A 14,109-nucleotide genomic window follows, 5' to 3' on the forward strand; every position below is an offset into this window, starting at 1 on the left:
CTTTCAATGGCTGCGCCTGTTTTATATAATAAGGATAAACGGATATAATAAGTTGATTATAAAATCATAAAAGCCGATAATATAGTTAATGTTTAAGTAGAGGTGTATCCATTGAAATTAATTGTCGGGTTAGGAAATCCAGGTCCGCGTTTTGATAAAACGCGGCATAATATTGGATTTGAAATTATAGATGAACTGGAGAAAAGATTCCAGGCGCCATTGAACCAAGCAAAATTCAATGGTTTATATTCAATCGTTCATTATAACGGGGAAAAATTCATACTTTTAAAACCAATGACATATATGAATTTATCAGGGGAGAGCATTGGAGCCATCATGAATTTTTATGATATTTCCCAAAAGGATCTTCTTGTGATTTATGATGACCTTGATTTGCCTGTCGGAAAGATCAGGCTGCGCCAAAAGGGAAGTGCCGGCGGCCACAATGGTATAAAGTCGACCATTGCCCATACCGGCAGCCAGGAATTCAACAGGATCCGTGTAGGGATCGACCGTCCGAAAAACGGAATGAGCGTCCCGGATTATGTACTGGCAAGATTTTCGCCTGATGAGTGGTCTTCGATGCAGCCGGTCATCAGTACATGTGCAGATGCTTGTGAAACATGGCTGAAAAAACCTTTCTTAGAGGTTATGAATCAATTTAATTAGGCTGTTTTCGTAAAGATTGTTGATACGTTTCTTGATAAACTTTTCCAATGGATGAATATCTCTCATTTATCGCGTTCATACTAAAAAGAAAACGCGATAAGGAGACTGCCAGATGGCCATCCATTATCTTTGCCGGCACTGCGGCACACAAATCGGCAGCCTGGACAAGTTTTCGGTCCATACCGAACAGCTTGGGCTGCATAAATTATCAGATCAAGAGAGACAGGAGATGGTCTCTTATGAATCAAATGGAGACATTCAGATTACATCCATTTGCGAGGATTGCCAGGAAGCGCTTGACCGCAGTCCTGCACTCCATGAATTCGACTATTTAATCCATTAGAACAAGCTTTGGGTTTCATCCCCCAAAGCGTTTTTCTGTTTCGGTAGAACATATAGTGATACCAGCAGAGGGGAGGGGCTAGACATGAATATGGAAGGTTTACGAACAGTATTTTTTCAAAATAAAGAGATTCAATCGATTCTGACTGGTGTGGAAGAAGGATTAAGAGAACAATTGGTTGCAGGACTTTCCGGCTCTTCCAGATCTGTCTTGATAGCGGGCATCTTTCATGAGTCAAAAAGGTCGATTGTCGTTTCAGCGCATAATCTCCTTCAGGCCCAGAAGCTGTACGATGATTTATCTAATCTGGTTGACGAAGATGAGTTGTTTATCTATCCTGCCAATGAATTGATTGCTGCAGAAATCAGCATTGCAAGCCCGGAGTTAAGGGCACAGCGGATTGAAACGCTGAATGCGATGGCGTCCGGCAAGAAAGGGATCTTCATTGTCCCTGTCGCAGGTATGCGCAAGCTGCTTCCTCCGCCATCTGAGTGGAAAAAGTATCAATTCCAACTTGAAGTAGGGAAGGACATCGACCTCGAGGAAATCCTTCTACAGCTGGTGACGATGGGCTATAGCCGCAGCGATATGGTCAGCGGCCCCGGCGAGTTCAGCCTTCGGGGTGGAATCCTGGACATTTACCCACTGACAGAGTCGGACCCGATCCGTGTTGAATTATTTGATACAGAGATTGATTCCATTCGTTCTTTTTCTATTGATGATCAACGTTCGAAAGATAAGCTAAAGCAGATTTCCATCGGTCCTGCAGTGGAAGCTCCATTAACACAGGGGCATCTTTCAGTGATTGCAGATCGGTTGGAAGTCAAATTGAAGGAAAGCCTTCAAAAAATAAAAAATGATAAAGCGAAGGCATTGCTTTCACAAAATATAGGATATGATCTTGAAAAATTAAAGAACGGCCATATGCCGGAGCAAATCTTTAAATACCTGTCGATTGCCTACGAAGCGCCTAGTAGTTTGCTAGACTACCTCCCAAGCGACAGCCTGGTCATTCTAGATGAATACTCCCGGATACAAGAAATGAATGATTCATTGGAAAAGGAAGAGGCGGAATGGTATACAGCCCTGTTGGAAGAAGGACAAATCGTCCACAGCCTCCAGGTATCTCAGAATCTTCCTGCCATCATGGCCCGTTCTTCTTTATCCAAACTGTATTTATCCTTATTTTTAAAGCACATTCCGAATACAAGTCCGCAGAATATCTTTAATTTCACCTGCAAGCAAATGCAGAACTTCCATGGCCAGTTGAATGTGATGAAATCTGAAATTGACCGGTGGAAAAAAGGTAAATTCACGATTGTCATTCTCGGTCCGAATACAGAACGGATGAAAAAGCTGCATCAAGTGCTGGCGGATTATGAAGTGGAGGCTGCTGTTGTAGAGGACTCTTCGAAGATCCTTCCACAAAAAGTTCAAATCAGTGAAGGAAGCCTTCATGCCGGTTTTGAAATCCCGATGATGAAGCTGGCTGTTATTACAGAAGAAGAGATGTTCAATAAAAAAACAGCCAAAAAAGCTCCTAGGCGCCAAAAGCTCTCGAATGCTGAACGAATTAAAAGCTATTCCGAGCTGAAAGTCGGGGATTATGTTGTCCATGTGAATCATGGGATAGGTAAATACCTTGGGATTGAAACGCTGGAGATCAACGGCATCCACAAGGATTATATGAATATCAAGTACCAGGGCAGCGACAAGCTTTATGTTCCGGTCGAACAGATTGAGCTTGTTCAAAAGTTCGTGGGTTCAGAAGGAAAGGAACCGAAGCTCTATAAACTGGGCGGCACTGAGTGGAAACGCGTCAAAAGCAAGGTGCAGTCTTCTGTCCAGGACATTGCAGATGATTTGATCAAGCTATATGCAGAGAGGGAAGCTTCAAAAGGCTACTCATTTTCCCCTGACGGAGATCTGCAAAGAGAATTCGAAACCTCTTTCGCCTATCAGGAAACAGAAGATCAGCTCCGTTCCATTAATGAAATCAAGCGGGATATGGAAAGAGAGCGCCCGATGGACCGCCTCCTCTGCGGAGATGTCGGCTATGGGAAAACAGAAGTAGCCATCCGCGCTGTGTTTAAAGCCGTGATGGATGGGAAGCAGGTGGCATTCCTTGTGCCGACGACCATCCTTGCACAGCAGCATTACGAAACGATGAAAGAACGATTCCAGGACTTCCCCATCAACATTGGGGTTATGAGCCGCTTTAGGACGAAGAAACAGCAAACCGAGACGCTTAAAGGGCTGAAAAATGGAACGGTCGATGTAGTGGTCGGAACGCACCGCGTATTGTCGAAAGACGTGCAGTATAGGGACCTCGGCTTATTGATCATCGATGAAGAACAGCGTTTTGGAGTTACGCATAAAGAAAAAATCAAGCAGCTGAAAACGAACATTGATGTTTTAACATTGACGGCTACGCCGATTCCAAGGACTCTCCATATGTCCATGCTCGGGGTAAGGGATCTATCCGTCATAGAAACGCCGCCTGAAAATCGCTTCCCTGTCCAGACGTATGTGATGGAGTATAACGGGGCGCTTGTAAAGGAAGCGATTGAACGGGAGCTTGCCAGGAACGGACAGGTATATTTCCTATACAACCGTGTGGAGGATATCGAACGGAAAGCGGATGAGATCTCCATGCTTGTGCCGGATGCAAGGGTTACCTATGCCCACGGACAAATGACGGAAAACGAATTGGAGTCGGTGATACTTGGATTCCTTGAAGGGGAATTCGATGTACTTGTCACCACAACCATCATTGAAACTGGAGTGGATATACCGAATGTCAATACGCTCCTCGTCTTCGATGCCGACCGCATGGGTCTTTCCCAGCTCTATCAGCTCCGCGGACGTGTTGGGCGCTCCAATCGCGTCGCCTATGCCTACTTTACTTATCGAAAGGATAAGGTGCTGACAGAAGTAGCGGAGAAAAGGCTTCAAGCCATCAAGGAGTTCACTGAACTGGGCTCCGGATTCAAAATCGCCATGCGTGATTTGACCATCCGCGGGGCCGGAAATCTGCTGGGAGCAGCCCAGCACGGATTTATCGATTCCGTCGGATTTGATTTGTATTCCCAGATGCTGAAGGAAGCGATAGAAGACAGGAAGGAAGACATCCACAAGAAGCCAAAAACATTAACTGTGGAGCTTGAACTCGATGTCGATGCCTATCTTCCCGACACGTATATCCCTGACGGCAATCAAAAGATTGAAATGTATAAACGCTTCAGATCATTGGCTGCTCTTGCCGAAGTGAGAGAACTTAAAGATGAAATTATAGACCGTTTCGGCGACTATCCTGAACAGGTGGACTATTTATTTTGCATCGCTGAAATGAAGGTATTTGCCAACCAAATGAAGCTGGATTCGATCAAACAGTTAAAAGGAATAATCACCATCCTGATGTCAGAACAGGGGACCAATGAAATTGATGGTTCCAAGGTGTTCGAAATGACCAATCAATATGGAAGAATGGTTGGCCTCGGAATGGAAGGGAACAGGCTCAAAGTCACCTTGCAGACAAAGGGTACGGACATGAAGAAATGGTTTAAGATCCTCTATGATTTGGTAAAAAATCTGGAAAATGCAAGGAAGTCTTCCATATCCGTAAACTAACTTTACTCCTTTTGTAACCTATCTGTAATGGCTTTTGTGTTTTAATAGAACCTTGAGCGGGTAAAACAAAGTACAACTGCTTTCTTCGTATGGAATGTTTAACCTTTTTTTCCACAACTTTGAATCAGCAGAAAAAATATCTGAAAGTGTATAGAAGTTCCCAGATTAAAGATACTAAACTCAACAAGGAAACGGACTGTTTCAGAAGCAGTCCATTCCCAACAATTACAATCATCATTAGAAAGTGAGGCAACATAAGATGAAGGCAACTGGTATTGTTCGTCGAATTGATGATTTAGGGCGCGTCGTAATTCCGAAAGAAATCCGCAGAACCCTACGCATCCGTGAAGGAGATCCATTAGAAATATTTGTCGACCGCGATGGCGAGGTTATTCTTAAGAAATACTCTCCAATCAGCGAGTTGAGTGACTTTGCAAAGGAATACGCGGAAGCTTTATATGACAGCTTAGGAAGCCCGGTTCTTATCAGCGACCGTGACACAGTCATCGCTGTAGCAGGTGGTTCGAAAAAAGAGCACCTGAACAAAAACGTAAGCGAGCTGTTGGAAAAGACAATCGATGAACGCAACTCTGTTCTCGTCACTCAAAAAGGACAAGTGTCATTGGTTGATGGAAATGAAGAGGAAATGCAATCCTATACGATTGCTCCAATTGTAGCGAACGGCGATCCTATCGGCGGAGTGGTGATCTTCTCCAAAGACCGTACGCTTGGTGAAGTGGAGCAGAAAGCAGTTGAAACAGCAGCAAGCTTTCTAGCAAGACAAATGGAATCTTAATCATCAAAGAATACAACATCAAAGGGCTGCCAAGGGCAGTCCTTTTTTTATGCTATCCAGCTGCAGGCGCCATCGGCTCGAGATCATAAGCCGTACCTCTATGGAAATCAGGATTTCCTTCGAGCTCCGTCTTATGCTTGTCGCCGATTGACGAGCGCATTCCGCTTTTTATGCTATAATACATTGGATATTTGATTATTGTATTTTGGAAGGATGGGACGTTTTTTTGCCTCAGGATCATTCTAGAGATTTGTTTAAAGGGGCGTTCATTTTAACGATTGCAGCGTTAGCGACGAAAATTTTGAGTGCCGTTTACCGTGTCCCGTTTCAGAATATTGTCGGGGATATCGGTTTTTATATTTATCAGCAAGTGTATCCTATTTACGGGATTGCCCTTGCACTGTCGACTTATGGGTTTCCGGTCATCTTATCCAGGATGATTGCGGAGGAGCAGCATCCTGCTGACGGCCATAAGAAGATAAACCATTTGATTCGCGTTTCTTTTTTTACACTATTGATAATAGGGGTCCTATTCTTTCTCGTGTTCTACACTGGCGCGTCGCTGCTTGCCGGGTGGATGGGTGATGAAAGATTGGCTCCTTTGATAAAATTCATTTCGTTTTCCTTTTTGCTTCTTCCGTTTTTATCGATTGGAAGGGGCTACTTTCAAGGCAAGGGCAACATGATGCCAACAGCCGTTTCCCAAGTGGCGGAGCAGCTTGTGAGGGTTGCGACCATCCTTGTGCTGTCATACGCGTTCATCGCACAAGGCCGCTCTCTTTATGAGGCCGGCGAGGGAGCCCTTTCCGGTTCATTGACCGGTGGGGCAGCAGCCATCTTGGTGCTGATTCTATTTATATCGATTTATAGAGAAAAGCTGATTTTCCAAGGATCCCCCGCGGCAGCGGAAGACCTGTTTAAATGGGCCCGGATCCTGATCTTTCAAGGGATGGCCATCTGCATAAGCGGGATGCTCCTTGTCCTCCTTCAATTGGCGGATTCGCTCAGTCTTTATTCTTCCCTGGTCAAGTCAGGGGTACCTATGAACCAAGCCAAGGTCTTAAAAGGGATTTATGACCGGGGGCAGCCGCTTGTACAATTAGGGACCGTGGTGTCTACGTCCCTGTCGTTAGCGCTTGTTCCCATTGTGACAACAGCCTTTCGTAAAGGTCAAAAAGCATTCCTGGAAGGGAAAATGACTGCAGCCCTTAAGGTCAGCCTTGCTGCTGGTACAGGTGCGGCAATCGGGTTGATCAACATCCTGGGGCCGGTTAATGAAATGCTTTTTGAAAATAGGGATGGAACAGGTGTATTGCAGATATTTTCTTTGTCCATCCTTTTTACATCGATCATATTGACGCTTCTTGGACTGCTTCAAGGGCTGGGGCATCCATATGCGCCAATGAAGCATATTGTGGCAGGCGTACTTTTGAAGTACATGGGAAACTTGTGCCTTGTTCCGATATGGGGTGCAGCAGGTGCAGCGGCAGCTACTGTGTTTTCCTTAATGTTTGTTGCGGTCTTCCTGCTTTTGAAAGTAAAAAGCATGTTTGGGAAGACGTTCTTGTCTATGAAATTCATTGGTGAAATAGCATGGGCAGCGTTAGTCATGACGATTGTCCTCCAAATCTGGTTATGGGGCGGCTCACATATGGGCTTCATGCTTCATGGAGGCAGAGCGTCCTCCATCATTCTTTCCCTTGTCGGGGTCGGAGCAGGCGGTGCAGCTTATATTGCTGTCATCACAAGGAGAGAATTATTCCAATCGCACGAAATCATTTTATTGCCATTTGGCAGCAAACTGTTGAAGCTTCAAACCAAATTAAGAAAAAAACGTTAGGAGTCGATTGAGCGTGAACCAGATAAAAGTAGTGGGGCTCGGAGCGGGCGACATCGAACAGCTTCCGCTTGGCATATACCGTTTGTTGAAAAGCGGGGAGAACGTGTATCTGAGAACGAAGGAGCATCCTGCAGTCGTACAGCTTGAACAGGAAGGGTTCGTCTACCAATCTTTCGATGAAGTGTATGAAAAGCATGATGGATTTGAAGAGGTTTATGAAGAAATAGCGGACGAGCTGTTCAAAAAATCAATAGGGCAATCCATCATATATGGTGTTCCCGGCCATCCGCTCGTTGCGGAGAGAACGGTGCAGCTCCTTTTAGAAAGAGCTGAGGAAAAAGGGATAGACGTAAAAGTGGTCGGCGGACAAAGTTTTATCGACGCATTGTTTACTTCTGTCAAAGTGGATCCGATCGAAGGGTTTCAGCTATTGGATGGGACTGCATTAAAACGTGATGATATCAAAATGAGTCAGCATTTAATGATTGGGCAGGTGTATGATGCCTTCGTCGCATCCGAAGTGAAACTGACTCTGATGGAAAAGTTCCCTGCGGAGCATCCTGCAGCGATCGTCACAGCAGCGGGCAGCCAATCGGAGAAAGTCAGATGGGTGCAGCTATATGAATTGGACAGGGATATGTCGCTTGATAATTTGACAACGGTCTACATTCCACCTGCGGCTGCTTTTGAAGAGACCTATGCGGAATTCTCTACATTCCGTCAGATCATTGCAGAACTCAGGGGACCGGATGGCTGCCCTTGGGATAAGGAGCAGACGCATGAATCCTTGAAGAAGTATCTGATTGAAGAATGCTATGAACTTTTAGAGGCGATAGATCAGCAGGATATCGATCATATCATTGAAGAATTAGGAGATGTTTTGCTTCAGGTCCTTCTGCATGCCCAAATTGGGGAAGATGAAGGCATGTTTGCGATTGAAGATGTCCTTAAAGGGGTATCAGAAAAGATGGTGAGGCGACATCCTCACGTGTTTGGAGACATCTCAGCTGAAAATTCTGAAGAAGTTCTTGCCAACTGGAACCGCATCAAAGCGGAGGAGAAATCCGGAGAGGAAGCGAATGCGTCCATCCTTGATTCTATTCCAAAGGGGCAGCCTGCTATCCTGACAGCCTATGAGTATCAGAAGAAAGCGGCGAAAGAAGGCTTTGATTGGGAAGAAAAAGCCGGAGCCTGGGAAAAATTAAGAGAAGAGCTGCAGGAATTTGAGTATGAAGCAGAGAATGGAGATAAAACAAGCCAGTTGAAAGAATTAGGAGATTTATTGTTCTCGATCGTCAACGTGGCACGCTTCTATCAGATTCATCCGGAAGAAGCCCTCATTTCCACAAACCTGAAGTTTTATCAGCGCTTTTCCTACATCGAACAACAAGTGAGGAAAAGCGGACGGAAGTTCTCTGATTACACATTGGAGGAACTGGATCAATGGTGGAATGAGGCAAAGGAAAAAGGTTTATAAGGAGAGAAGTTCATATGGTGGCAATGAGACTGGATAAATTTTTAAAAGTTTCCCGTTTGATCAAACGCCGGACATTGGCAAAGGAAGTGGCCGATCAAGGAAGAATCACAATCAATGGCCAAACAGCCAAGGCCAGTTCAACCGTTAAAGTAGGGGATGAACTTGTGGTCCGCTTCGGTCAGCGCCTTGTAACTGCAAAAGTAGAAATGCTTCAGGATACAACGAAAAAAGAAGAAGCAGCCAACATGTATACCATCATCAAAGACGAAAAGATCGGTGAATCATTGTAGGTTGACATGCTGATGGAGAGCTTGTTCTAATCTCTTTGCCCCCCACATACACATATATCAATAAGCCTGTACTATTGAAATGTGGGGGATGAAGATGAATAACTATTATGATGCAAATCCATCTAATAAAGTGACTGTCCAAGAGCATGATGTCATGATGCGCGGCAGAAAAGTGCTCGACATCACCGGGGTTAAGCAGGTTGAAAGCTTTGATAATGAGGAATTTCTTCTGGAGACTGTCATGGGTTTTCTATCTGTAAGGGGCCAAAATCTGCAGATGAAAAATCTTGATGTGGATAAAGGGATTGTATCCATCAAAGGGAAGGTGTTCGACCTCGTTTATCTTGATGAACAGCATGGGGAGAAAGCTAAAGGGCTCTTTAGCAAGCTGTTCCGATGACGATGAGCCTGACAACCCAATTCTGCACGATGCTTGCCATGATTGCCATGGGAAGCTTTTTTGGTGCAGCCCTGGACACTTACAGCCGTTTTCTGAAAAGGAATAAACGGAAGCGATGGCTAGTTTTTATTAATGACGTATTATTTTGGGTTATGTACGGATTGTTCACATTTTATATTTTATACAAAGTGAACTTTGGAGAAGTCCGATTTTATATTTTCATTGCCATCCTTTGCGGCTTCGCTGCTTACCAGGCATTGTTTAAAAAGGCCTATCTGAAGCTTCTGGAAATCTTCATCCGCATGACCATCAAAATCTATCTTATGATCGTGAAAACCATCCAATTAATGCTGGTCAGGCCGGTCACTTGGATTTTTTTCACCCTCACAACCATTGTTTTCACTTTATTAAAGGGTATTTGGACTCTTGTAAAAGCGTTGTTAAAAATATTATTATGGCTATTAAAGATCTTTTTGGCGCCAATTTTCTGGATGATGAAAATATTTTGGAAACTTATGCCGAAAAAGATTAAAAAATCCGTCGAGAAGTTATATAATTATTTAGCAGGAAAATGGAAAAGAGTTAAGAATTACATTAATAACAAGATTTCTTTCTGGAAAAAGAGGGAATAACAGGATCATACAACAAAGGAGGCGCGTGAATGGGCGGAAAAAAAAGAAAAGTCACTTCGATGCAGAACCCCTATGTCAAACAGCACGAAAGAAATACGCAAGCGGCATCCAAACGGCGAAAGCTTTTAATTCGACGCCTGAGCGTGTTTGCTTTGATTGCGGCGGCCACTACCTGGTTCATGCTGTCTTCATTGGTCTCCCAAAAGGAAAGACTGGAAGAGAAGAGGGCTGAAAAGGCTAAAGTGGAACAGAACTTGTCCCACCTAAAAAGGAAAGAATCTATTCTGAAAGACGAGATCATCAAGCTGAACGATCCCGATTATATAGCTAAATTGGCAAGAAGCGAGTATTTTTTATCAGACAAGGGAGAAATTATTTTTAACATCCCAGATAAAAAAGAAGATGATGAGGATAAAGAGTAGTCTTATTGACACTCTTTTTTCATGTCCGATATAATATAAAGTAAGAAAGACTTTTCAACTTATTAAGGAGGAACAATTTTTTTATGTCGATTGAAGTAGGCAGCAAGTTACAGGGTAAGGTAACCGGCATCACTAATTTTGGAGCGTTTGTGGAACTTGCGGAAGGCTCAACAGGTTTGGTGCACATCAGTGAAGTCGCGGACAATTATGTAAAAGATATCAATGAACATCTTAAAGTCGGCGATGAAGTGACAGTGAAGGTGATCAATGTTGAGAAAGATGGTAAGATCGGATTATCTATCCGCAAAGCCAAAGATCAGCCTCAACGTGAACGCTCTCCACAACGTCCACGCAATAACAACCGACAATCAGAATTTCGTCCAAAAGAAAATTTCGAGCAGAAAATGGCTCGTTTCTTAAAAGACAGTGAAGATCGTTTGTCATCCTTAAAGCGCCAAACGGAGACAAAACGAGGAGGACGGGGTGCTAGACGAGGTTAACTTGCTGTCTATCATCATATAATAGTCAGTTTAAAAAGCGGTTCTTATATAGAACTGCTTTTTTTTATGTTCATTTTAAGGGTATTTGAGACAATAAAAAAAGATCAAAGCCTTTGAAACCACTTGGATTTCTAAGCTTTGATCTTTTATGCCATGACCCGTACGGGATTCGAACCCGTGTTACCGCCGTGAAAGGGCGGTGTCTTAACCGCTTGACCAACGGGCCGTAAGAAAATATGGTAGCGGCGGAGGGGATCGAACCCCCGACCTCACGGGTATGAACCGTACGCTCTAGCCAGCTGAGCTACACCGCCATAAGTAAAATGTTTAAAAGCACATGATTTATAATACCTACCATGATAAAAGAAGTCAACAATTTTTTAAAAGAAATTTGTCGTTTGTTTCATTCCTTTTTTATACATGGAAGAATAAGGGGATGTCAGCGTTTATCAGGCTTCATTTGTTTAAAAACTAAAAAAAGAGTCGAACTTTTCTTGCAATTCAACAGCCCATTTTGACAAAGTTTGAAGCTTGTCCATTTTATAATGAAAAGCAACGAATACAAATAGGGAGTGTTTTATGCATGGAAAAAGCAGAACGAACCATGATGGAAACCGTCCGAAATGTTGAATTGGGGGAAACGAAGGTCGGATTGACGAAAGGCTTGCAAACCTTCCAGACAAAAATGGAGGTCTTCTTCCTTCAAAAGGGATTTATTTTGGTGTTGATTGGCTTTTTATTGGGGAGGGCTTTGATATTATCGCATCTGACGCCATTTTCTCTTCCTTTTTTTGCGGCAGTTTACATGATTCGAAGGGATAAAGCTCCGCTGGCTTTGATCGGACTCCTTGCAGGGGCTGTCACCCTTTCGATTGGGTCCATCGTTTTCACTTTTGCAGCGAGTGTCATATTCCTCATCAGCTTCCGTCTTTTCATGCAGTTTAAAAGCAACACGGTAAAGGCGCTGCCGTTTTTTGTCCTTTTCACATCATTTATCGTGAAATGTGTATTTTTATATGTGCAGCAGAATCAGGTCTTTACCGTCTATGACGGGGTGATGGCAGGGGTCGAGGCTGCCCTCAGTTTTATCCTTACATTGATCTTTATGCAGAGCATTCCGCTATTATCCATGCATAAAAGAAAAAAATCATTGAAGACAGAAGAAGTCGTCAGTTTGATCATCATGCTGGCATCCGTCATGACCGGAACGATCGGATGGACTTTATATGATTTATCGATAGAACATATTCTTTCAAGGTACTTGGTCCTGCTTTTTGCTTTTGTAGCGGGGGCTACGGTGGGCTCCACAGTCGGAGTTGTGACAGGGCTGATTTTCAGCCTTGCCAATGTGTCCAGTTTTTATCAAATGAGCCTTCTCGCTTTTTCAGGATTGTTAGGAGGATTGCTGAAAGAAGGAAAAAGGACGGGGACAGCTGCCGGGCTTTTGATTGCTACCCTTTTGATTGGAATGTATGGAGAGACGGAGGGCTCTCTTATGCAGACCATCTATGAAAGCTGCGCAGCTATTTTCCTGCTTTACTTGACTCCTCAAAATCTGGCAGCGAAATTGGCGAAGCATATTCCGGGCACCCCTGAATATGCACAGGAACAGCAGCATTATATGAGGAAAATCAGGGATGTCACGGCCAATCGTGTGGAGCAGTTCTCCTCTGTATTCCAAGCTCTCTCGAAGAGCTTTTCACAATACGATGAAAAAAAGGATTCGGATTATGAAGATCATGAATTGGATATGTTCATGAGCAATGTAACGGAAAAAACATGCCAGACCTGCTTTAAGAAAGATCACTGCTGGAGCAGGAATTTTGAAGAAACCTATGAGCTGATGAAAACAGTCATGTATGAAGTAGAGACGGGGGAAGGGGTCATCAGCCATAGGACAAGCCGGGACTTGGACAAGCATTGTGTGAAAGCCCAAAAAGTGCAGGACGCTGTCCAAAAGGAATTGACCTATTTCCAGGCCAATCAAAAATTGAAAAAGCAGGTTCAGGAGTCAAGGAAACTCGTAGCCGATCAGCTATTAGGAGTATCTGAAGTGATGGGTGACTTTGCGCGTGAAATTCAGCGTGAGCGGGAGAATCATCATAAACAGGAAGAGTCGATCCTGGAGGCGCTGGAAGAGTTCGGCATTGAAATAGAAGGGGTTGAAATCTATTCGCTGGAGCAGGGGAATGTGGATATTGATATGACCATCCCCTACTGCCATGGCAGGGGTGAATGTGAAAAACTGATAGCACCGATGCTTTCGGATATCACTGGTGAGTCCATCATTGTCCAGAAAGAAGAATGTGCTAAATACCCGAATGGATTCTGCCAAGTGACATTCCGCTCTGCAAAAGCTTTTGTCGTTGATACGGCTGTCGCGCATGCAGCAAAAGGAGGCGGTCTTGTTTCCGGCGACTGCTACTCAACGATTGAGCTCGGCCCAGGGAAGTTTGCCATTGCCATCAGTGACGGGATGGGGAACGGTGAGCGTGCCCATCACGAAAGCAACGAAACACTCAGGCTGCTTCAAAAGATCCTTCAATCAGGCATCGAGGAAAAGGTGGCGATTAAATCTATCAACTCCATTCTATCTTTGAGGACGACAGATGAGATATTCTCCACGCTCGATCTCGCCATGATCGATTTGCAGGATGCTTCCGTAAAATTCTTAAAAATCGGATCCACACCAAGCTTTGTCAAACGGGGGGATAAAGTATTCAAAATTGAAGCGAGCAATCTTCCGATGGGAATCATTCAGGATTTTGATGTGGACGTTGTATCGGATCAGCTGAAAGCGGGAGACCTGCTGATCATGATGAGCGACGGTGTATTTGAGGGGCCGAAGCATATTGAAAATTATGATGCATGGATGAAACGCAAGGTCAGGGAACTTCAAACAGATGATCCTCAGGAGATCGCTGATTTAATCATGGAGGAGGTCATCAGGACAAGGTCGGGCAGCATTGAAGATGATATGACCATTGTAGTGGCTGCCATAAAGCATAATACGCCGAAATGGGCCAGCATCCCAGTGGGGAAATATAAAAACATTTCCTGAAACAGAAGTGTTAGGCTGATAGATTGCTGTTAATAATCTATGAAACAAG

The 14,109-nt window shown here is 44.1% G+C and carries 12 protein-coding genes and 2 tRNA genes; 12 read left to right on the forward strand and 2 right to left on the reverse strand.

What is annotated here, in order from left to right:
• Positions 1 to 111 precede the first annotated feature (111 nt).
• The 11 genes from pth (at position 112) to DFR59_RS17585 (ending at position 10,999) form a co-directional block, all read left to right on the forward strand.
• Positions 112 to 669: an aminoacyl-tRNA hydrolase gene (gene pth / locus DFR59_RS17535; RefSeq protein WP_114746970.1), complete on the forward strand. Its 558-nt coding sequence runs from the start codon at positions 112 to 114 to the stop codon at positions 667 to 669.
• A gap of 112 nt (positions 670 to 781) precedes the next feature.
• Positions 782 to 1,012, forward strand: coding sequence for an anti-sigma-F factor Fin (fin, locus tag DFR59_RS17540; protein ID WP_114746971.1), 231 nt, complete (start codon positions 782 to 784; stop codon positions 1,010 to 1,012).
• Between the two features lie 90 nt (positions 1,013 to 1,102).
• Positions 1,103 to 4,642, forward strand: a complete 3,540-nt coding sequence (gene mfd, locus DFR59_RS17545; RefSeq protein ID WP_114746998.1) for a transcription-repair coupling factor — start codon at positions 1,103 to 1,105, stop codon at positions 4,640 to 4,642.
• Between the two features lie 259 nt (positions 4,643 to 4,901).
• Positions 4,902 to 5,438, forward strand: coding sequence for a stage V sporulation protein T (spoVT, locus tag DFR59_RS17550; protein ID WP_114746972.1), 537 nt, complete (start codon positions 4,902 to 4,904; stop codon positions 5,436 to 5,438).
• Between the two features lie 226 nt (positions 5,439 to 5,664).
• The gene (locus tag DFR59_RS17555; protein WP_245948524.1) at positions 5,665 to 7,278 is read left to right on the forward strand and encodes a putative polysaccharide biosynthesis protein; all 1,614 of its coding nucleotides are present in this window, start codon (positions 5,665 to 5,667) and stop codon (positions 7,276 to 7,278) included.
• A gap of 13 nt (positions 7,279 to 7,291) precedes the next feature.
• On the forward strand, positions 7,292 to 8,755 hold the full coding sequence (yabN, locus tag DFR59_RS17560) for a bifunctional methyltransferase/pyrophosphohydrolase YabN (RefSeq protein WP_114746974.1): 1,464 nt from the start codon (positions 7,292 to 7,294) through the stop codon (positions 8,753 to 8,755).
• A gap of 23 nt (positions 8,756 to 8,778) precedes the next feature.
• On the forward strand, positions 8,779 to 9,045 hold the full coding sequence (locus DFR59_RS17565) for an RNA-binding S4 domain-containing protein (RefSeq protein ID WP_114746999.1): 267 nt from the start codon (positions 8,779 to 8,781) through the stop codon (positions 9,043 to 9,045).
• A gap of 94 nt (positions 9,046 to 9,139) precedes the next feature.
• Positions 9,140 to 9,445, forward strand: a complete 306-nt coding sequence (yabP, locus tag DFR59_RS17570; RefSeq protein ID WP_114746975.1) for a sporulation protein YabP — start codon at positions 9,140 to 9,142, stop codon at positions 9,443 to 9,445.
• Complete coding sequence (yabQ, locus tag DFR59_RS17575; RefSeq protein WP_342768324.1) at positions 9,442 to 10,077, forward strand: spore cortex biosynthesis protein YabQ; 636 nt, start codon at positions 9,442 to 9,444, stop codon at positions 10,075 to 10,077. The genes yabP and yabQ overlap by 4 nt, the downstream gene beginning before the upstream one ends.
• 29 nt (positions 10,078 to 10,106) lie before the next feature.
• On the forward strand, positions 10,107 to 10,499 hold the full coding sequence (locus DFR59_RS17580) for an FtsB family cell division protein (RefSeq protein WP_114746976.1): 393 nt from the start codon (positions 10,107 to 10,109) through the stop codon (positions 10,497 to 10,499).
• Positions 10,500 to 10,582: 83 nt separating this feature from the next.
• Positions 10,583 to 10,999, forward strand: coding sequence for a S1 domain-containing RNA-binding protein (locus tag DFR59_RS17585; RefSeq protein WP_114746977.1), 417 nt, complete (start codon positions 10,583 to 10,585; stop codon positions 10,997 to 10,999).
• A 154-nt stretch (positions 11,000 to 11,153) separates the two neighbouring features.
• On the opposite strand, the gene DFR59_RS17590 is transcribed toward DFR59_RS17585, so the two are convergent.
• Positions 11,154 to 11,225, reverse strand: a tRNA-Glu gene (locus tag DFR59_RS17590).
• A gap of 11 nt (positions 11,226 to 11,236) precedes the next feature.
• Positions 11,237 to 11,313 (reverse strand) — tRNA-Met (locus DFR59_RS17595).
• Positions 11,314 to 11,582: 269 nt separating this feature from the next.
• On the opposite strand from DFR59_RS17595, the gene spoIIE reads away from it, so the two are divergent.
• Positions 11,583 to 14,060 (forward strand): stage II sporulation protein E, encoded by a 2,478-nt coding sequence (spoIIE, locus tag DFR59_RS17600; protein ID WP_114746978.1) that lies wholly within the window; start codon positions 11,583 to 11,585, stop codon positions 14,058 to 14,060.
• The last annotated feature ends 49 nt before the right edge of the window (positions 14,061 to 14,109 follow it).

The organism is Falsibacillus pallidus (assembly GCF_003350505.1).
Taxonomy (GTDB): Bacteria; Bacillota; Bacilli; order Bacillales; family DSM-25281; genus Falsibacillus; species Falsibacillus pallidus.

Bases quoted from the DNA above. Each gene is read 5' to 3' on its own strand.
- fin (WP_114746971.1), top strand. From the start codon at position 782: ATGGCCATCCATTATCTTTGCCGGCACTGCGGCACACAAATCGGCAGC.
- mfd (WP_114746998.1), top strand. From the start codon at position 1,103: ATGGAAGGTTTACGAACAGTATTTTTTCAAAATAAAGAGATTCAATCG.
- spoVT (WP_114746972.1), top strand. From the start codon at position 4,902: ATGAAGGCAACTGGTATTGTTCGTCGAATTGATGATTTAGGGCGCGTC.
- DFR59_RS17565 (WP_114746999.1), top strand. From the start codon at position 8,779: ATGAGACTGGATAAATTTTTAAAAGTTTCCCGTTTGATCAAACGCCGG.
- yabP (WP_114746975.1), top strand. From the start codon at position 9,140: ATGAATAACTATTATGATGCAAATCCATCTAATAAAGTGACTGTCCAA.
- yabQ (WP_342768324.1), top strand. From the start codon at position 9,442: ATGACGATGAGCCTGACAACCCAATTCTGCACGATGCTTGCCATGATT.
- DFR59_RS17580 (WP_114746976.1), top strand. From the start codon at position 10,107: ATGGGCGGAAAAAAAAGAAAAGTCACTTCGATGCAGAACCCCTATGTC.
- DFR59_RS17585 (WP_114746977.1), top strand. From the start codon at position 10,583: ATGTCGATTGAAGTAGGCAGCAAGTTACAGGGTAAGGTAACCGGCATC.
- spoIIE (WP_114746978.1), top strand. From the start codon at position 11,583: ATGGAAAAAGCAGAACGAACCATGATGGAAACCGTCCGAAATGTTGAA.